This is a genomic window from Rhizobium sp. LEGMi-198b, from assembly GCF_054114205.1.
The window spans coordinates 1050207-1070421 of sequence record NZ_JBSYVH010000001.1 but is presented as its reverse complement, the minus strand read 5'-3'; the positions used below and the strand labels follow the sequence as shown (position 1 = coordinate 1070421).

The following is a 20215-nucleotide window of genomic DNA, read 5'->3' as shown; positions in this document are numbered from 1 at the left end:
AGCATGGTGAAACAGAAGGAACGCCGGCCCGGTTCGAAAGCCGCGGGCGGCCCCGGCGCAAAGCCCCAAAGGGATGCCAGGCGCGACGCGCCCCTCAAGACCGGCAAGCCACCGGCAAAGCCCGCACGCGATAACGGCCCGCGGTCTGCTCCGGCCGCGCGCGACAGCGGTGAGCGAGTGTCGGAATCCCGCGGCGCGGCGCCTGTCGCGGTCGCGTCCGAACGCCCGTTGATCGTGCGAAACGGTGAGCGTCCCGTGGAGCGCGTGCCCGTTATCCTTGAATCGCTGGGCGCCGGGGATTTCCACCTGATCGACAGCGGCAACGGGCTGAAGCTCGAGCAATACGGTCCCTATCGCATCGTCCGGCCGGAGGCGCAGGCACTGTGGCAGCCGTCGCTTGCCGCCCATCTCTGGGACAATGCCGATGCGATCTTCACTGGCGACACTGATGAGGACGGCATGGGTCGCTGGCGGTTTCCGCGCGAAGCGCTCGGCGAGACCTGGCCGCTGCAATTGCTCGGCATCGATTTTCTCGGCCGCTTCACCGCCTTTCGCCATGTCGGCGTCTTCCCGGAGCAGATTGTGCACTGGGCCTGGATGAAGGAGCAGATCGAAGCCGCAAAGCGACCGCTGAAGGTGCTGAACCTCTTCGGCTATACCGGTGTCGCCTCCCTGGTCGCCGTCGCTGCCGGCGCGGAAGTCACCCATGTCGACGCCTCGAAGAAGGCGATCGGCTGGGCGCGGGAAAACCAGGCGCTCGGCCGCATGGAAAAGCTGCCGATCCGCTGGATCTGCGAAGACGCCATGAAATTCATCTTGCGCGAGGAACGGCGCGGAAATAAATACGACATCATCCTGACGGACCCGCCGAAATTCGGCCGCGGCCCGAATGGCGAGGTCTGGCATCTCTTCGAACACCTGCCGTCGATGCTCGACATTTGCCGTGAGATCCTGTCGCCTAAGGCTCTTGGCCTGGTGCTGACTGCCTATTCCATCCGCGCCAGCTTCTATTCGATCCATGAGCTGATGCGCGAAACCATGCGGGGCGCCGGTGGCGTCGTCGAATCCGGCGAACTGGTAATCCGCGAGGCTGGCCTCGACGGCAAGACGCCGGGCCGGGCACTCTCCACATCTCTCTTCAGCCGCTGGGTGCCGAAATGAACCAGGATTTCCGTAGTGACGGCCCTCGCAAGGTCGGACATGTCAAGGAAGTCACCTCCCTTGCCAATCCGATCATCAAGGATATCAAGGCGCTGACCAATAAGAAGTCCCGCGAGGAGAGCGGCGCTTTCCTGGCGGAAGGCTTGAAGCTGGTCATTGATGCCCTGGAGCTCAGCTGGACCATTCGCACGCTGGTCTATGCCAAGGCCGCCAAGGGCAAGCCGCTGGTCGAGCAGGTGGCCGCCAAGACCGTCGCGGCCGGCGGGCTGGTGCTCGAAGTCAGCGAAAAGGTTATCGCCTCCATCACCCGCCGTGACAATCCGCAGATGGTGGTCGGCATATTCGATCAGCGCTGGCGGCAGCTTCGTGACGTCAAGCCGAAAGCCGGCGATACCTGGGTGGCGCTCGATCGCGTGCGTGACCCCGGCAATCTCGGCACCATCATCCGAACCTCGGATGCAGCCGGCGCCTCTGGCGTCATCCTCGTTGGCGAGACGACGGACCCGTTTTCGCTGGAAACGGTCAGGGCAACCATGGGCTCGGTCTTCGCCGTTCCCGTCGTCAAGGCGACGCCGGAGGAGTTTCTGGCCTGGAAGAAGACGGCGGGTGTTTCCGTCGTCGCCACCCATCTGGCCGGCGCCGTCGACTACCGCACGATCGACTACAAGAAGAAGCCCGTCGTGCTGCTGATGGGCAACGAACAGTCCGGCTTGCCGGATGCCTTGGCGAAGGAGGCCGATGCGCTTGCCCGCATCCCGCAGGCCGGCCGTGCCGATAGCCTCAACCTGGCAGTGGCGACGGCGGTGATGCTGTTCGAAGCCCGCCGCCATCTTCTGACCCTCAGCGAGACGCGATGACTGACAGCGAGATAAACGAACAGGCGCCCGTAAAACCCGCACTGTTTTCCCGGCCCATGCCGATCCTGATTTTCATTGTGGCCGCTGTCATCCTCGACCAGGCCGTCAAGCTCATGGTCGACAACTGGCTGCCTTTGCAGGAGATGGTGCCGGTCATTCCGATGCTGGCGCTCTATCGCACCTATAATCTTGGGGTCGCCTTCTCGATGCTATCGGGCATGGACGGCTGGTTCATCGTCGGCATGCGCCTCGTCATCGTCGTTTTCGTGCTCTGGCTCTGGCGACGGACGCCCAATCATCGCTGGCTTGCCCATCTCGGCTTCGCGTTGATCATAGCCGGTGCGCTCGGCAACCTGATCGACCGGTTCCTCTATGGTCATGTGATCGACTATATTCTCTTCCATACGGAAACATGGTCGTTTGCCGTCTTCAATCTCGCCGACAGTTTCATCACTGTCGGGGCCGGTTGCGTCATTCTGGACGAGCTGCTTCTGCCGAAAAAGGCAAAAGCTTAAAATTCTAGCGAATCCCTGAAGGCATCGGGAACAGTGCTCATGTTAGTAAGGCCACATGAGCACTCTGGCAAATCTGCAGGAAAAGCTTGTCGCCACCACCACCGACGACCACGACGCGCCGCGCGAACGGCCGGTGGGCGGCACGCCGCTCATGGCCACCGATCCCATCGAGATTTCGCCGGCTAACAGACCGGATACGTCGCCGTCCGATTTTTCCCTATGGCTGCACCGCCATTGGTTGAACGGTGGCGGTTTGATCGCCGGCGTGGCGCTCATGTCGGTCGGCTATGCCGGTGGCCCGCTGGCGCTTGCCGGTTTGCTGGGACTGATAGCGCTGGCGATCGTCGGCGCCGGTGTCTTGCGCAGGCGACTTGCTGCCCGCAAGGTCATAGCGGATATGCTGGCACTCAGCGAACACGAGCATGACCGTCTCTGGGAGAGCAACGAAAGCACCAGCCTGCTCGCCACTATCCACGATGCGCTTGGCGATATCACGGTGACACGCGACATCGAACGCCGCATCGTCCATGCCAACGCCACCTTCCGTAACCTGACCGGCAAGTCGAACCCGGAGGGTTTGACGCTGGAGGCGGCGGGACTCGTCTTCCGGGTTGCGACGGATTCCCAGCGTCAGGATGCGGAGATTTCCACGCCGGAAGGCCCGCGCATCTTCGCATGGCACGATGTCATGTTCCGCGATCCCGCCACCGGACAATTGAGAATCCAGAGCGTCGCCCGCGACGTCACCGAGGAACGGCAGGCAGCGCGCCTTCGCGAGGAGGCAAGGCTGAAGGCGGAATACAACAGTGCCGCCAAATCACGGCTGCTCGCCACCGTCAGCCACGAGATCCGCACGCCCCTGTCGGGAATTCTCGGCATGAACCATCTGCTTGCCCAGACGCCGCTGACGCTGGAGCAGGCCAATTACCTGACCGGTATCCGCCAGTCCGGCAACGCCCTGGTGCAGCTCGTCGAAGACCTGCTGGATTTCTCGACGATCGAAGTCGGCCGCTTCCAGCTCCGGCCGCGCACCGAACATCTGCGGCCGCTGCTGGAAGGCGTTGTCGAGATGCTCGCCCATCGCGCCCATGAAAAAGGCATCGAGATCGCCGCGACCGTCGCGGCGGATGTTCCCGAAACCATGGAATTCGATCCTGCCCGGCTGCGTCAGGTGTTGTTCAATGTCATCGGCAACGCCGTGAAGTTCACGCAGACCGGTGGCGTGCTGATCCGCGCCGGCCTTGATGGCGATGACCTGGTGATATCGGTCAGGGATAGCGGCCCGGGAATGACCGAGGAGGAGCAGGCACGCATCTTCGGCGAGTTCGAACAGGCGGGCAATGTGTTGGACAGAAGCGCCGGCACAGGCCTGGGGCTGGCAATCTCCGCCCGCATCCTGCGCGAGTTCGGCGGCACCTTGAGCGTTTCCAGTGCGCGGGGCGAGGGCAGTGAATTCACCGTCCGTTTTCCGATTTCCGTCGTCGCCGCGGAGAACGAGCCGGCTGGGCGCAGCGAACTGCTCAAAGGTTCCCGTGTCCTGCTGCTGGCGCCGGAAGGGGCGGCAAGCACTGCGATTGCCGACACCATCCGCACGCTCGGCGGCCACTGCCGGGTGATCGGTCCCGATGATGTGAAAAACCTGGCGCAGTCTGCGCCTCACGACGCAGGCATGCCGCTCACGGATCTCATCGTCGATCATCGCATGGCGCCCTGGTATTTCCGCGAAGGGACCGAGCTTGCCGCGTCCGGCCTCAGAAAGATCTTTCTGGTCAATCCGGAAGAGCGCAATACGCATCCGCTCGATCTCTTCGATGCCTGGCTCATTCGGCCGCTGCGCGAACAATCGCTGATCGATGTGCTGAGCGGCCGCATGCGCGGCATGGAAAAGCGCGATGTGCTGAACAGCCCGCCCGAGATCAGTCTCGTGACACCGGAGGCGGCAGATGCCGCCCTCAACGTTCTTTTGGGCGAAGACGATCCCGTCAATGCCATGCTGGTGCGCGCCATGCTCGCTAAAGCCGGCCACAGGGTTCGTCTCGTCGAGGATTTCGATAATTTGCTCGCCCGCGCCGAAAACAGCGAGAACCGCCCTGACGTCGTCGTCACCGACCTCACCATGCCAGGCGGCGAGGGCGCGGCGATGCTCGCGCAACTGAGGGCGTTGGAGCGCCGATACGGCCTTTCGCCGCTGCCTGTGATCGTGCTGACCGCCGACAGCCGCGACGCCATCCGTCGCCAGGCCCTGCTTTCCGGGGCCGATGCCGTCATCGTCAAGCCGGTCGATCCCGATCGCCTGATCGCCGAGGTGCAAGGCCTGTCCAAGCAGGCTTTCGGACGCGGCTAGATTGAAAACATGTCCCCGAATCGCGATTCGGCCCTATCCGGCCACGTGATGACGAACTGAGCCAAAAGCCGCTTCGCATCTTTTAAGAGTATCCCCTGGGATACAAGGGCTTTGTCCAAATTCGGTGGTGGAAACAGGCACGGTTCTTGCTTTTCGCAACGCACCATGTCACTTTCCTGTCGCACGAATTTGCTTTATGGCGCCTATATTAACCCGTAGAGGGGGAGTCGCCATGTCCATCGAAATTTTGAATCGCGAAGCTCAGGGCGAAATGGTTCAGTCTTCAAAGGCAACGGTTGCGCCGGTTGCCAGCGATGTGCTCGGACGCATCGGAAATCTAGAAACGCGCCTTGCTCGCACGGCGCGGGAAATTGATGCTGCTCAGGCGGTGCGCTATCGCGTCTTCGTTGAGGAGATGAATGCGCAACTCCCGGCCGATGCCATGCGTCGGCAGCGCGATATCGATAGCTGGGATTCGATCTGCGACCATCTGCTGGTTCTCGACCGCTCGCTGGAAGGCGATTCGGAAGACCAGATCGTCGGCACCTATCGTTTGCTGCGCCAGGACGTGGCGATGGCGAATGGTGGTTTCTATTCTTCCTCCGAATTCGATATCGACGCTCTGCTCGCTCGCCATCCAGAAAAGCGCTTCATGGAACTCGGCCGTTCCTGTGTACTGCCGGAATATCGCACCAAGCGCACGGTCGAACTGCTGTGGCAGGGCAATTGGGCCTATTCTCTGAAACACGGCATGAACGCCATGTTCGGCTGCGCCTCCTTCCCCGGCATCCGTCCGGAGCAGCATGCGCTGGCTCTCTCTTTCCTCTACCACAATGTCATTGCCAAGGATGAATGGGCCGTCAGCGCGCTGCCGTCGCTTGCCCGCACCATGGACCTGATGCCGGTCGAAGCGGTCAATTCCAAGAAGGCGCTGATGGCGCTGCCGCCGCTGATCAAGGGTTACCTGCGTCTCGGTGCCATGGTCGGTTCCACCGCCGTCGTCGATCATGCCTTCAACACGACGGACGTGTTGATCGTCTTGCCGATCGCCAGCATTTCGGACCGCTACGTCAACTATTACGGCGCCGACGCCGGTCGCTTCGCGAGCTGATCGGCGCAAGCCGGGCTGGGCGGGTAACGGCCATCCTCAGGGAATCGCAAAAATATCAATCTCATCCGTAATGCCGCGGAGCGAGACATGGTGGGACTGCGGCTGCAAACCATGGGTCGTCAGCAATTCGCTGGCGCGGGGGTTGTCGAGTACGGACCCTGTGGCGAATATTTCGTGCGAATTGGCGAGATGCTGGACGCGGGAAGCGATGTTGACTGTCTGCCCGAAATAGTCCTGACGCTCGTTCAGGCTGACGGCGATGCACGGTCCCTCGTGAATGCCGATCTTTAGAAGAAGATCGTCGTTGCCGCGCTCCTTGTTAAGGCTGAGCATTGCTTCGCGCATCCGCATTGCCGCCGCCAGCGCTCGGTCCGGGGTTGGAAACGTCGCCATGACCGCATCGCCGATGGTTTTGACCACCGCACCTGCCTCTGCACCAACGATCTCATGCAGAATGCTGAAATGGGTCCTCACCAGATCGAAAGCGGCAAGGTCGCCGACCCTTTCATACAGCGCCGTCGAGCCGCGCAAATCGGTGAACAGAAAAGTGAGGCTGGTGATCTTCAGCCGCTGGTCCACGTCAATCGTGTCCGTACGGTGGATGTCGCGGAAAGTTTGGTTCGAGAGCAATCGCTTGGCGGTGAGGAATGGACGCCGCTGACCCAGCAGGCTGTGAAGCACGTCATTGGCCACGCAGATTGATGGCAGTGTGCGGACCTCCGTGTGGTTTTCCATCAGAATGCGCAGAGGACCGGGTCGTAAGGTAATAGGTTCGCTGTGCCGGTGCATGCGATCGAATACGAGCGTGAGGGTCTGCCGCTCCTTCGATGGTTCGCCTTTCACATCGACGAATTGAGCCGCATGCGTAACCGGCTCGAAGATGATGACGTACTCCGCCGGCAACTGAAGCGATACGACGGCTTTTTCTCCGGCAGGCAGTTCCAGCGCCTCCAGGACGAATTGATCTACTTTCGCCTCGTAACCCTCGTCGGGAAGATCGACGCCGGAACCCCAATAAATCTGCCGAAAATATTCGAAGGGCGGCAATTCGTGCGGATTGTGAGCCTCGATATGGCGCACGCGCGGGCTGACGGTGAAGGTGACTTCGACCATCTCGTCGAGGGTCGGCTCATAGCCGGCAGCGCACAGCGCGCAGCTATAGGTGTCGCTCTGAACGGTTTTCAGCGAGGTATTGGCATCCAGCACTCCGCCGCAGCCGGGGCAAAGAACATTCCAGGAGATCTCGAAGAGGCCGAGGCGAGACGCATGCAGGAAGGCGTTGATGGTCTGCTCTTCATCGAAGCCGTGCTCGGCTGCGAAGGCAAGCGCGTTCACCCGGTTGAGCTTGCGATCGGGCGCGTCACGGACGAGCTGCTCAATAGCGTCGACAATATCTGGCCGCGCTGAATGGCGCAGCACTTCGAAAAGGGACTGGGCTTCACTCATTTCCCTATTTTACACCGAATTGACCCGGCGGCCATTGCCTTTCTCCGACCGCCGGCTCCACTATTCAGCGTAGTTGATTACGATCCTGCCCCATAAGCGGCAATCGCCGCCATGTTGACGATGTCGGAATCCTTTGCCCCCATCGAGGTGATCTGCACCGGCTTGTCGAGGCCGACGAGCAGCGGGCCGATGACGGTGGAACCGCCGAGTTCCTGCAGCATCTTCGTCGAGATCGAGGCCGAGTGGAAGGCGGGCATGACAAGCACGTTGGCGGGACCGGAGAGACGCGAGAAAGGATACTGGGTCTCGATGATCTTGCGGTTCAGCGCCACATCGGCGGCCATTTCGCCGTCGAATTCAAAATTGACATAGCGCTTGTCAAGAATGTTCACCGCCTCGCGCACCCGTTCGGAGCGTTCGCCCGAGGGATGGCCGAAGGTGGAGTAGGCGAGCATCGCGACGCGCGGTTCATAACCCATGCGCCGGGCGAAGCCGGCGGCTTCCTCGGCGATATCGGCGAGTTCCTCCGCAGTCGGCATGTCATGCACGGCGGTGTCGGCGACGATGACGGTGCGGCCGCGGGCAAGCACCAGCGATGCGCCGATGACCCTGTGCCCAGGCTTGGCATCGATGCAGCGGCGCACATCGTCGAGCGCGGTCGAATAATTGCGCGTCACCCCCGTCACCATGCCATCGGCATCGCCGAGCGCCACCATGCAGGCGGCGAAGTGGTTGCGATCATTGTGGATCAGGCGCGTCACATCGCGGTGCAGGTAGCCTTTGCGCTGCAGCCGGGCATAGAGATAGTCGATATAGGCCTCAACACGCTTCGAAATGCGGGCGTTGACGATCTCCAGGCCGGGCCGGTTGAGGTCGATCCCGGCGCGGTCGGCGGTTGCGTGGAGAAGGTCCTCGCGGCCGAGCAGGATGGCGGTGCCGAGCCCCTGGTTGGCATAGGACAAGGCGGCGCGCATGACCTGCTCTTCCTCAGCTTCGGCGAAGACGATCCGCTTTGGATGCCGGCGTACGCGCTCGTAGAGCTGTGCGAGCGTCGAGGCGATCGGGTCGCGCCGGGCCGAAAGTTCGCGGGCATAGGCGGCCATATCCGGCATCGCGCGGCGGGCGACGCCGCTTTCGATCGCGGCTTGCGCGACGGCAACCGGGATCGCCGAGATCAGGCGCGGATCGAAAGGCACAGGGATGATGTATTGCGCCCCGAAGCGCGGCCGCGCGCCCTGATAGGCGGCGACGACATCGTCCGGCACGTCTTCGCGCGCCAGGCTGGCGAGCGCCCTGACGGCGGCGATCTTCATTTCATCGTTGATCGTCGAAGCCCGCACATCGAGCGCGCCGCGGAAGATATAGGGGAAGCCGAGAACGTTGTTGACCTGGTTGGGATAGTCGGAGCGTCCGGTCGCCATGATGGCGTCGTCGCGGATGCGGGCGACTTCCTCCGGCGTGATTTCCGGATCGGGATTGGCCATGGCGAAGATGATCGGCTTGTCGGCCATGGAACGGATCATCTCGGCAGAAAAGGCACCCTTCTGCGACAGGCCGAAAACCACATCGGCGCCCTTCATAGCATCTTCCAGCGTGCGGCTGTCGGTCTTTACCGCATGTGCCGATTTCCACTGGTTCATGCCCTCGCTGCGGCCCTGGTAGATCACGCCCTTCGTGTCGCAGAGCACGATGTTGTCCGGATTGAAGCCCATCGCCTTGATCAGCTCGACGCAGGCGATGGCCGCCGCACCGGCGCCGTTGCAGACGAGCTTGGTGGTCTTGAGGTCGCGGCCGGTCAATTCCAGCGCATTAATCAGGCCGGCGGCGGCGATGATGGCGGTGCCGTGCTGGTCGTCGTGGAAGACGGGAATGTCCATCAGCTCGCGCAAGCGCTGCTCGATGATGAAACAGTCGGGCGCCTTGATATCCTCGAGGTTGATGCCGCCGAAGGAGGGGCCGAGGTAGCGGACGCAGTTGATGAACTCGTCGACATTTTCGGTGTCGATTTCGAGATCGATCGAATCGACATCGGCAAAGCGTTTGAAGAGAACGGACTTGCCTTCCATCACCGGCTTGGAGGCCAGCGCTCCGAGATTGCCGAGGCCGAGAATGGCCGTGCCGTTGGAGATGACCGCCACCATATTGCCGCGAGACGTATAGTCGTAGGCCGTGCCGGGATCGGCGGCGATTGCCTTTACCGGAACGGCGACGCCGGGCGAATAGGCGAGCGAAAGATCGCGCTGCGTCGCCATCGGCTTGGTCGGGTTGATTTCGAGCTTGCCGGGGCGGCCCTGCTTGTGGAAGTCGAGCGCTTCCTGATCGGTGATCCCCGTTCCCGAACGCGACGTGCTGTTGGTGTCAGGCATGTATCCTCCAAACCTCCTGTGGGCGACCGGTCCCTCTTGCCCGATAGCTGTTGTCTTCTATAGCGGCGCGCGGATAGGGTGGCACCTCATTTTTTGGGAAAAACTGCACCTCCGTGAACGAACGAATAATTGCCAGCATCGACGCTTTCTCGACCGCCGAGCTTGCCTCGGAGGAAAGCCGCGCTTCGGCGACGCCGATGATGGAGCAATATATCGAGATCAAGGCGAACAATCCCGGTTCGCTTTTGTTCTATCGCATGGGCGATTTCTACGAGCTGTTTTTCGAAGACGCTGTCGATGCGTCGCGCGCGCTCGGCATCACGCTCACCAAGCGCGGCCAGCATATGGGCCAGGATATTCCGATGTGCGGCGTGCCGGTGCATGCCGCCGACGACTATCTGCAGAAGCTGATTTCGCTGGGTTTCCGCGTTGCCGTCTGCGAACAGGTGGAGGATCCGGCGGAGGCGAAGAAGCGCGGCGGCAAGTCGGTTGTCCGGCGCGATGTCGTTCGCCTTGTGACGCCAGGCACCATCACAGAAGAAAAGCTGCTGTCGCCCTCGGAATCCAACTATCTGATGGCGCTCGCCCGCATTCGCGGCGGCTCGGAGCCGCAACTGGCGCTCGCCTGGATCGATATTTCGACCGGCGTTTTCCGTCTGGCAGAGACGGAGGCCTCGCGGCTGCTCGCCGATATCCTGCGCATCGATCCGCGCGAACTGATCCTGCCGGATACGATATTCCACGATCCCGAGCTGAAGCCGGCCTTCGATGTGCTCGGCCGCACGGCTGTGCCGCAACCGGCCGTCCTTTTCGACAGCGCCAGCGCCGAGGGCCGCATTACCAGATATTTCGGTGTTTCGACGCTGGACGGTTTCGGCTCCTTTACGCGCGCCGAACTTGCCGCTGCTGCCGCCGCCATTGCCTATGTCGAGAAGACGCAGATCTCCGAGCGGCCGCCGCTGGGACTGCCGGAACGCGAAAGCGGCGCGTCGACATTGTTCATCGATCCCGCCACCCGCGCCAATCTCGAACTGGTGCGTACGCTTTCCGGCGACCGCAACGGCTCGCTTTTGCGGGCGATCGACCGGACCGTGACCGGTGGCGGTGCGCGTCTGCTTGCCGAGCGGCTGATGTCGCCGCTGACCGATCCGGCGCGCATCAACGAACGGCTGGATTCGATCGGCTTCCTTTCTGAAGAGCCTTCGCTCTGCAGCGATCTCAGGATAGCGCTGAAACACGTGCCGGACATGCCGCGCGCATTGTCGCGCCTGGCGCTCGACCGCGGCGGCCCGCGCGATCTCTGGGCGATACGCCAGGGCCTCGCTGCGGCGGCCGGCGTTGCCGATCTGCTAGGGGCTGCGTTGCTTCCCGAGGAGCTGGGAACAGCACTTGCCGGGCTCCGCGCCTTGCCCGCCGATCTCGAAGTGCTACTTGCCGGCATGCTCGCCGATGAATTGCCGCTCTTGAAGCGCGACGGCGGGTTCCTGCGGGAAGGGGCGAATGCCGAGCTGGACGAAGTCCGCGCGCTGCGCGACCAGTCGCGCCGGGTCATTGCCGGATTGCAACTGCAATATGCCGAGGAAACCGGCATCAAATCGCTGAAGATCAAGCATAACAACGTGCTCGGATACTTCATCGAGGTCACGGCCGGCAATGCCGGGCCGATGACGGATACTGCTGAGGCCAAGGCGCGCTTCATCCATCGCCAGACCATGGCCAACGCCATGCGCTTCACTACGACCGAGCTTGCCGATCTCGAAAGCCGCATCGCCAATGCCGCCGACAAGGCGCTTGCGATCGAGCTGGCGGCCTTCGACCGCATGGTCGCAGCCGTCGTCGCCGAGGCGGAGGCGATCAAAGCCGGTGCCCGCGCGCTATCGGTAATCGATGTCGCGACCGGGCTGGCATTGCTTGCCGAGGAACAGGGCTATTGCCGGCCGGTGGTCGACGACAGCCGGATGTTTGCGATTGGCGGCGGCCGCCATCCCGTGGTCGAACAGGCATTGCGCCGCCAGGCGAGTGGCCCCTTCGTCGCCAATAATTGCGACCTGTCGCCGACGGCGGATGGTAAGGATGGCGCGATCTGGCTGCTGACCGGCCCGAACATGGGCGGTAAATCGACTTTTCTTCGCCAGAACGCGCTGATTGCCGTCCTTGCGCAGATGGGGTCGTTTGTGCCCGCCGCCTCCGCCCATATCGGCATTGTCGACCGGCTGTTCTCGCGCGTCGGCGCTTCGGACGATCTGGCGCGTGGCCGCTCCACCTTCATGGTCGAGATGGTCGAAACGGCCGCGATCCTCAACCAGGCGACCGCCCGGTCGCTCGTCATCCTCGATGAAATCGGCCGCGGCACCGCGACGTTCGACGGTCTCTCCATCGCCTGGGCGGCGGTCGAGCACCTGCACGAAGCGAACAGATGCCGCGGTCTCTTCGCCACCCATTTTCACGAGCTGACGGTGTTGTCGGAAAAGCTCGGCCGATTGTCGAATGCCACGATGCGCGTCAAGGAGTGGGATGGCGACGTGATTTTCCTGCACGAGGTCGGGCCGGGCGCCGCCGATCGCTCCTATGGCATTCAAGTGGCGCGGCTCGCCGGCCTGCCGGCTTCGGTGGTGGCGCGCGCCCGCGACGTTCTGACGCGCCTGGAAGATGCCGACCGTAAGAACCCTGCGAGCCAGTTGATCGACGACCTGCCACTCTTCCAGGTCGCCGTCCGCCGCGAGGAAGTGGCTGGCCGGCGAGGACCGTCCAAGGTAGAAGAAGCGCTGAAGGCGCTCGATCTTGACGATCTGACGCCGCGCGCCGCGCTCGACGCGCTTTACGAACTGAAAAAGACCCTGAACAAGGCCGGCTGAGGCGATTTCAAAGGATAACCCGATGCATATCGAACATCTTCTCGCCGAGGTCCGTATTCTGGCCGAGCGTTTTTCTCCGATCGCCGCCCGCGGCAAGATCTGCGGCGAGGGCGACGCGCCGGACTGCGAATCCGACCGCGGGCTTCTCAACATAGCCCTGTCCTGCAGCCGGATTTCCGACATCAGCTCAAGGATCGCCAAGGCGGGCTATTGGGAGTGCGAACGGGAAATGTTGACGCAGATCGGCGCCCAATCGCGAAATATATTATATAGCATCAACGAACTCAGACGATCGCTTGAGATGCCGCAGCCCTAAAACCGCCGATTTCTGCATCGACAGCCGTCACTCTTCGTCAACTTTGGCCCGATAGAACTCCCGAAGCCGCTCACTCGGGAAATTTGGTCTAGGCTGAATATGAGGATTCGGGCGTAGAATGCCTGTGTCAATCGCCGGGCAAAGAGGCTATAGCGCATGCAGACGAAAAGACAGGCGCGCCGCCAATGGGCCGCGGTCAACGAACAGGATCCCGGTCGGCCGAGCATGGTAATGCATGACATCGATTTTCCCGTCATTCTCGACGTCTCCGCGCTGAGGGCGGAATGCGAGACCCTCGCCAAGCGCCATGAGGACAAGAAGGACGAGCGCTCCGCCCTTCTCGCCCTGTTGAAAAAGGCCAGCCTGGAAGGCCGCGAAAAGGTGCGCCTCCTGCTTTCGGAGGACGGTAGCGGGCTCAATTGCGCCCACCGCATTTCCTGGCTGCAGGATCAGATCATCACCGTTCTCTATGATTTCACGGTCAGCCACGTCCATCCGAAGCAGAAAGGCAGCTTCGCGATCACGGCTGTCGGCGGCTACGGCCGCGACACGCTCGCACCCGGCTCGGACATAGACCTTCTCTTCCTCTTCCAGCCGAAGCCCGAGGACGAGACGCACAAGGCGGTCGAGTTCATTCTCTATATGCTATGGGACATGGGCTTTAAGGTCGGCCACGCCACCCGCACCGTCGAAGAATGCATGCGCCAGGCAAAATCCGACATGACGGTGCGCACCGCCATTCTCGAAACGCGCTATATCTGCGGCAGCGAACCCCTGGCGCGCGAACTGGAAACGCGTTTCGACAAGGAAATCGTCACCAACACCGGGCCTGAATTCATTGCTGCCAAGCTTGCCGAGCGCGATGAGCGTCATCGCAAGGCCGGTGATACCCGCTATCTGGTCGAGCCCAACGTCAAGGAAGGCAAGGGCGGTCTCCGCGACCTGCATACGCTGTTCTGGATTTCGAAATATTACTATCACGTCCGCGATCCGGCCGATCTTGTGAAGCTTGCCGTGCTCTCGAAGCAGGAATACCGCCTTTTCCAGAAGGCTGAGGATTTCCTCTGGGCCGTGCGCTGCCATATGCACTTCCTGACCGGCAAGGCGGAGGAGCGGCTCTCCTTCGACATCCAGCGCGAGATTGCCGAAGCGCTTGGCTATCATGCCCGTCCCGGTCTTTCCGCAGTCGAACGCTTCATGAAGCACTACTTCCTCGTCGCCAAGGATGTCGGCGATCTCACTCGCATCCTCTGCGCAGCGCTGGAGGAGCAGCAGGCCAAGGCGACGCCGGGCCTGACCGGCGTCATCAGCCGCTTTGCCCATCGCTCGCGCAAGATCCCCGGTTCGCTCGAGTTCGTCGAGGATCGCGGCCGCATCGCGCTGGCCAATCCCGATGTTTTCAAGCGCGATCCGGTGAGCCTGATCCGGCTGTTCTTCGTTGCCGATATCCATGGACTGGAGTTTCATCCTGACGCGCTGAAGCGCGTCACCCGTTCGCTGGGCCTGATCGACAACGACCTGCGCGAAAACGAAGAGGCCAATCGCCTGTTCCTGGCGATCCTGACCTCCAAGCGCGATCCGGCGCTGATTCTGCGCCGCATGAACGAGGCCGGCGTGCTCGGCCGCTTCATCCCGGAATTCGGCAAGATCGTCTCGATGATGCAGTTCAACATGTATCACCACTATACGGTGGACGAGCATCTGATCCGCGCCGTCGAGGTGCTGTCTGAGATCGACAAGGGCAATGCGGAAGATATCCATCCGCTGACCAACAAGCTGATACGCACCATCGAGGACCGCGATGCGCTTTATGTCGCCGTTCTCCTGCACGACATTGCCAAGGGCCGCGAGGAAGACCACTCCGAGGCCGGCGCCAAGGTGGCGCGCAAGCTTTGCCCGCGTTTCGGCCTGACGCCGAAGCAGACGGAGCTGGTGGTGTGGCTGATCGCCGAGCACCTGACCATGTCGATGGTCGCCCAGACTCGCGACCTGACCGACCGCAAGACCATCATCGATTTTGCCGACCGGGTGCAGTCGCTCGACCGGCTGAAGATGCTGCTGATCTTGACCGTGTGCGACATCCGCGCCGTTGGTCCCGGCGTATGGAACGGCTGGAAGGGCCAGCTTCTGCGTACGCTCTACTACGAGACCGAACTGCTGCTCGCCGGCGGTTTCTCGGAAGTATCGCGAAAGGAGCGGGCGGAAGACGCCGCCAAAGCGCTCGAAAAGGCGCTGGAGGACTGGAGCCAGAAGGACCGCAAGGCCTACGTCAAACTGCACTACCAGCCCTACCTTCTCTCCGTGCCGCTGGAAGATCAGATCCGCCATACGCAGTTCATTCGCCAGACCGACAAATCCGGCCAGGTCCTGGCGACCATGGTGCGCACCGACAGTTTCCATGCCATCACCGAAATCACCGTGCTCTCGCCGGACCATCCGCGCCTTCTGACGGTGATCGCCGGCGCCTGCGCCGCCGCGGGCGCCAATATCGCCGATGCGCAGATTTTCACGACGTCTGATGGTCGTGCGCTCGACACCATCCATGTCAGCCGCGAATTCCCCGACGACGCGGACGAGCTACGGCGCGCCGGTACCATCGGCAAGATGATCGAGGACGTGCTCGCCGGCCGGAAGCGCCTGCCGGAAGTCATCGCCACCCGCACCAAGAACCGCCGAAAGAACAAGGCTTTCGTCATCCCGCCATCGGTGACGATCTCCAACAGCCTGTCGAACAAGTTCACCGTCATCGAAGTGGAATGCCTCGACCGCACCGGTCTCCTGTCGGAAATCACTGCGGTTCTCTCAGACCTGTCGCTCGACATCCAGTCGGCGCGCATCACCACCTTCGGCGAAAAGGTCATCGATACCTTCTACGTGACCGACCTCGTCGGACAGAAAATCTCTAACGAAAACAAGCGAGCCAACATCACCGCGCGTCTGAAGGCGGTGATGGCTGGCGAAGAGGATGAGGTACGCGAGCGCATGCCGTCCGGTATTATCGCGCCCGCTGCCACGCGTTCGTCCGCTGTTGAAAAGCTCGATCCTGAAAAGAAAGCCGGTTCAGCCGCATGAGCCTCGTCAAGAAATTCATCACCGTCGGCGGCGCGACGCTTGGCAGCCGCATCTTCGGCTTCGCCCGCGAAACGCTGATGGCGGCCGCTCTCGGCACGGGGCCGATGGCTGACGTGTTTTATGCCGCTTTTCGCTTTCCGAACCTGTTCCGCCGCCTTTTTGCGGAAGGCGCCTTCAACGCTGCCTTCGTGCCGCTCTTCGCCAAGGAGATCGAGGCGAACGGCATCGAGGGCGCCAAGCGTTTTTCCGAGGAAGTCTTCGGCGTCCTGTTTTCGGTGCTGCTGCTGATCACCATCGTCATGGAACTGTCCATGCCGCTCCTGGTGCGTTGGGTCATCGCGCCTGGTTTCGCCGACGATGCCGAGAAATTCGACCTGACGGTCCGCTTGGCCGCCGTGATGTTTCCCTATCTCATGTCGATGTCGCTGACGGCGATGATGAGCGGCATGCTGAATTCGCTGCATCGTTTCTTCGCCGCCGCCGTGGCTCCGATCTTCCTCAACCTGGTGATGATCAGCGCGCTGTTCTACTCGATCTATTTCGGCGCCGATCCGCTGGCTACCGCCTGGTACCTGTCCTGGTCGGTGCTGGTGGCAGGCGTGCTGCAGCTGGGTGTCGTCTATATCGGCGTGCGCCATGCCGGCATCAATATCGGCCTGCGCTTTCCGCGCTTCACGCCCAATGTCAAGCGGCTCCTGCTTCTTGCCATCCCGGCGGCCATCACCGGCGGCGTCACCCAGATCAACCTGGTGATCGGGCAGGCGATCGCCTCGGGCAAGGAAGGCGCGATCGCCGCCCTGCAATATGCAGACCGCATCTACCAGCTGCCGCTCGGCGTCGTCGGCGTTGCCGTCGGAATCGTGCTTCTGCCGGAACTGGCCCGTTCGCTGAAGTCAGGCCACCTTAAGGAAGCCGCCAATATCCAGAACCGCTCGATCGAATTCGTGCTGTTCCTGACCCTGCCGGCCGCTGTCGCCCTCTGGCTTCTCTCCGACGATATCATCCGCGTGCTTTACGAGCGCGGCGCCTTTAACCCGAACAATACGACGCTGGTCGGCTCCATCCTCGCCATCTTCGGCCTGGGCCTGCCGGCTTTCGTGCTGATCAAGGCGCTGCAGCCGGGCTTTTACGCCCGCGAAGATACGAAATCGCCGATGCGCTACACGGCGGTCGCCGTCTTCGTCAATTCGGCGCTGTCCATCCTGCTTTTCCCGGTGCTGGCCGAACGCGGCATTGCACTCGCCGAGGCGGTTGCCGGATGGCTGAACGCTGTGCAGCTCTTCGTCACGCTCTATCGTCGCGGACATCTCGCCTGGGAATGGTCGCTGGCGCGCCGCACCGTCATGCTGCTCGTCTCTTCCGCCGTCATGGGTGGCGTCATCGTATATTTGTCTCATCGCTGGGAGCCGCTTCTGGGGTCCAGCTCGACGCTGCTCACCAAGATCGGCGTCCTGGGCTTGCTCATATTGATTGCGATGGTGGTGTATTTCGTTGTCGCCTTCCTGATCGGCGGCGTGGATTTGGGCATGGTGCGCCGCAATTTGAAGCGCAAGCCGGCGGAGCCGTTTCGGACGCGGAGGTCGTGAACGGGGAGTATCAAACTCCTTTACCCCGACCCCTTCCCGCAAGCGGGGCGAGGGGACGATTTTGCCAGATGCGGAGCTTTCTCATGCCCCAATCCCTCTTTCTCGTCACCCTCGTCATCGACGACTACGATCGCGCCAAGGCTTTCTATTGCGATGCGCTCGGCTTCGATTGCCTGCAGGACGAGGTGCAGCCGGAGGGCAAGCGCTGGGTCGTCGTCAAGCCAAAAGGCGGAGAGGGCGCCGCACTGCTACTGGCCCAGGCCGCCGACGAAACGCAGCGTGCCGCAGTCGGCAACCAGACCGGCGGCCGCGTCGGCTTCTTCTTGAAGACGGACGACTTCGCGCGCGATTATGACGCGATGAAGGAAAAGGGCGTGCGCTTTCTGGAGGAGCCGCGCCGCGAGGTCTATGGCACGGTGGCGGTCTTTGCCGATCCCTATGGCAACACCTGGGATCTGATCCAGCATTCTTCCTGAGACTCTGCCAGATATCCTCTTGATCCCCGCCTTTCTGCCGTGCATAAGCCGCTCGAAACCAAGGGTCGAGCGCCGCTCGCCCGGGCCCTCCACAAGCCTTTTGAGGACGACATGACCGAATTCAAGCCGCTCGTATTCTCCGGCGTCCAGCCGACCGGCAATCTCCATCTCGGCAACTATCTCGGCGCAATCCGCAAGTTCGTGGCCCTGCAGGCCAACAACGACTGCATCTACTGCGTCGTCGACATGCATGCGTTGACGGCCCAACTCGTGCATGAGGACATGCCGGGCCAGATCCGTTCGATCACCGCCGCCTTCCTTGCCGCCGGCATCGACCCGGAAAAGCATATCGTCTTCAACCAGTCCGCCGTGCCGCAGCATGCCGAGCTTGCCTGGATCTTCAACTGCGTCGCCCGCATCGGCTGGATGAACCGCATGACGCAGTTCAAGGACAAGGCCGGCAAGGACCGCGAGCAGGCCTCCCTCGGCCTCTATGCCTATCCGAGCCTGATGGCGGCCGACATTCTCGTCTACCGCGCGACGCACGTGCCGGTCGGCGACGACCAGAAGCAGCATCTGGAACTGACCCGCGACATCGCCATGAAGTTCAATCTGGACTACATGGAGCATATCCGCCGCTCAGGCTACGGCATTGACATCACTGTCGGTGACGAACCGGTGCATGCCTATTTCCCGATGGTCGAGCCGCTGATCGATGGCCCGGCGCCGCGCGTCATGTCGCTGCGCGACGGCACCAAGAAGATGTCGAAATCGGATGCGTCCGACCTGTCGCGCATCAATCTTCTCGACGACGAAGAAAATATCTCGAAGAAGATCCGCAAGGCCAAGACTGATCCGGATGGCTTGCCGAGCGAAATTGCAGGCCTCGCGGGCCGCCCGGAAGCCGACAATCTCGTCGGCATCTATGCAGCCCTTGCTGACAGGTCGAAGGCGGACATTCTGTCGGAATTCGGCGGCCAGCAGTTCTCCGTCTTCAAGCCGGCGCTGGTCGATCTTGCCGTACATGTGCTCTCGCCGATCACCAGCGAAATGCGCCGCCTGATGGCCGATCCCGGCCATATCGATGCTATCCTGCGCGACGGCGGCAACCGTGCGAGAGCCCGCGCCGAAGTGACGATGAAGCAGGTCCGCGACGTCATCGGCTTTATCTACTGAGGCTTTTGGTCTCTTATCGGTTGGCGCGCGGCCGCTGCGGCGCGCCAAGATTAGCGAACGGATGGGCCGGCCTTGACTATCTTGCGGATTGCCTCCTTTTCGGAAGACGGAGCCGGCGGCAATCCCGCCGGCGTCTTGATTGCCGATGTCCTGCCCGATGCCGCTGAGATGCAGCGCATCGCAGCCGACGTCGGTTTCTCTGAGACCGCTTTCGCCTGCCCGGAAGGGCAGGGCTGGAGGGTGCGTTATTTCTCTCCAGAATCGGAAGTTCCATTCTGCGGTCACGCGACGATCGCCCTTGGAGCGGCCCTTGCGTTGCGGGAGGGCGACGGGATTTTTGCGCTCGCGCTCAATCAGGCCAATATCACTGTCGAGGGGCACCGAAATGGTGGCGTCCTCACGGCGGCCCTGCAATCGCCGCCCACGCGAAGCAAGGCGCCGACGCCTGAATTGCTGTCGGAGGTGCTGGCGCTGTTCGGATATTCGACTGACGATCTGAACCCGGCCATTCCACCCGCGCTTATTCATGGTGGTGCCGATCACTTCATGCTGGCCCTGAAATCCCGCGGGGCGCTTGCCGCAATGACCTACGATCTCGATGCGGGGCGCGCTTTGATGATCCGCGAAGGTTGGATCACGATCCTGCTCGCCTACGCCGAAACGCCGCAACTCTTCCATACCCGCAATGCCTTCGCGTCGGGCGGGGTCTATGAAGACCCTGCGACCGGCGCTGCAACCGCAGCCCTCGCTGGATATCTGCGCGACATTGCCTGGCCGCATGGCGGGGCCATCGACATCATCCAGGGTGAGGATATGGGAATGCGTTCTCGCCTGCGTGCCGATATCCCGGCCGCAGTTGGAAGCTCCATCCGAGTATCAGGTGAGGCGAGGCTTATGGACCCAAAAGCCAGCTAAGCGGCAACCGTCACCGGGT

General features: G+C 62.0%; 14 protein-coding genes. 12 read left to right on the top strand and 2 right to left on the bottom strand.

What is annotated here, in order from left to right; all coding sequences use genetic code 11:
- The first annotated feature begins 6 nt into the window (after positions 1 to 6).
- The 5 genes from ACXHXG_RS05200 to olsB all read left to right on the top strand — a co-directional run bounded on the left by ACXHXG_RS05200 (position 7) and on the right by olsB (position 5988).
- The gene (locus ACXHXG_RS05200; RefSeq protein ID WP_457898825.1) at positions 7 to 1161 is read left to right on the top strand and encodes a class I SAM-dependent methyltransferase; all 1155 of its coding nucleotides are present in this window, start codon (positions 7 to 9) and stop codon (positions 1159 to 1161) included.
- A complete protein-coding gene (locus ACXHXG_RS05195) occupies positions 1158 to 2018 on the top strand; it encodes a TrmH family RNA methyltransferase (RefSeq protein ID WP_457898639.1) in 861 nt (286 codons plus the stop codon). The genes ACXHXG_RS05200 and ACXHXG_RS05195 overlap by 4 nt, the downstream gene beginning before the upstream one ends.
- Positions 2015 to 2533, top strand: coding sequence for a signal peptidase II (gene lspA / locus ACXHXG_RS05190; RefSeq protein ID WP_104821819.1), 519 nt, complete (start codon positions 2015 to 2017; stop codon positions 2531 to 2533). The genes ACXHXG_RS05195 and lspA overlap by 4 nt, the downstream gene beginning before the upstream one ends.
- 55 nt (positions 2534 to 2588) lie before the next feature.
- Positions 2589 to 4877: a hybrid sensor histidine kinase/response regulator gene (locus ACXHXG_RS05185; protein ID WP_457898638.1), complete on the top strand. Its 2289-nt coding sequence runs from the start codon at positions 2589 to 2591 to the stop codon at positions 4875 to 4877.
- A gap of 232 nt (positions 4878 to 5109) precedes the next feature.
- Positions 5110 to 5988 carry a l-ornithine N(alpha)-acyltransferase gene (gene olsB, locus ACXHXG_RS05180; RefSeq protein ID WP_104821821.1) on the top strand — a complete coding sequence of 293 codons (879 nt, stop codon included), beginning with the start codon at positions 5110 to 5112 and terminating at the stop codon, positions 5986 to 5988.
- Between the two features lie 36 nt (positions 5989 to 6024).
- Here olsB and ACXHXG_RS05175 read toward each other — a convergent pair whose 3' ends face one another.
- Positions 6025 to 7434 carry an adenylate/guanylate cyclase domain-containing protein gene (locus tag ACXHXG_RS05175; protein ID WP_457898637.1) on the bottom strand — a complete coding sequence of 470 codons (1410 nt, stop codon included), beginning with the start codon at positions 7432 to 7434 and terminating at the stop codon, positions 6025 to 6027.
- Positions 7435 to 7511: 77 nt separating this feature from the next.
- Positions 7512 to 9800, bottom strand: a complete 2289-nt coding sequence (locus tag ACXHXG_RS05170) for an NADP-dependent malic enzyme (protein WP_104821823.1) — start codon at positions 9798 to 9800, stop codon at positions 7512 to 7514.
- 197 nt (positions 9801 to 9997) lie between these two features.
- On the opposite strand from ACXHXG_RS05170, the gene mutS reads away from it, so the two are divergent.
- From mutS to ACXHXG_RS05135, 7 genes are all read left to right on the top strand, one after another.
- Positions 9998 to 12655 (top strand): DNA mismatch repair protein MutS, encoded by a 2658-nt coding sequence (gene mutS / locus ACXHXG_RS05165; RefSeq protein ID WP_283058924.1) that lies wholly within the window; start codon positions 9998 to 10000, stop codon positions 12653 to 12655.
- A gap of 22 nt (positions 12656 to 12677) precedes the next feature.
- The gene (locus ACXHXG_RS05160; protein WP_104821825.1) at positions 12678 to 12971 is read left to right on the top strand and encodes a hypothetical protein; all 294 of its coding nucleotides are present in this window, start codon (positions 12678 to 12680) and stop codon (positions 12969 to 12971) included.
- Positions 12972 to 13127: 156 nt separating this feature from the next.
- Positions 13128 to 16043, top strand: a complete 2916-nt coding sequence (locus ACXHXG_RS05155; protein WP_457898636.1) for a [protein-PII] uridylyltransferase — start codon at positions 13128 to 13130, stop codon at positions 16041 to 16043.
- On the top strand, positions 16040 to 17629 hold the full coding sequence (gene murJ, locus ACXHXG_RS05150; RefSeq protein ID WP_104821827.1) for a murein biosynthesis integral membrane protein MurJ: 1590 nt from the start codon (positions 16040 to 16042) through the stop codon (positions 17627 to 17629). The genes ACXHXG_RS05155 and murJ overlap by 4 nt, the downstream gene beginning before the upstream one ends.
- Positions 17630 to 17712: 83 nt before the next feature.
- Positions 17713 to 18105 carry a VOC family protein gene (locus tag ACXHXG_RS05145; RefSeq protein WP_457898635.1) on the top strand — a complete coding sequence of 131 codons (393 nt, stop codon included), beginning with the start codon at positions 17713 to 17715 and terminating at the stop codon, positions 18103 to 18105.
- A 111-nt stretch (positions 18106 to 18216) separates the two neighbouring features.
- Positions 18217 to 19281 carry a tryptophan--tRNA ligase gene (gene trpS, locus ACXHXG_RS05140; RefSeq protein ID WP_457898634.1) on the top strand — a complete coding sequence of 355 codons (1065 nt, stop codon included), beginning with the start codon at positions 18217 to 18219 and terminating at the stop codon, positions 19279 to 19281.
- A 72-nt stretch (positions 19282 to 19353) separates the two neighbouring features.
- Positions 19354 to 20196 (top strand): PhzF family phenazine biosynthesis protein, encoded by an 843-nt coding sequence (locus ACXHXG_RS05135; protein ID WP_457898633.1) that lies wholly within the window; start codon positions 19354 to 19356, stop codon positions 20194 to 20196.
- Positions 20197 to 20215 lie beyond the last annotated feature (19 nt).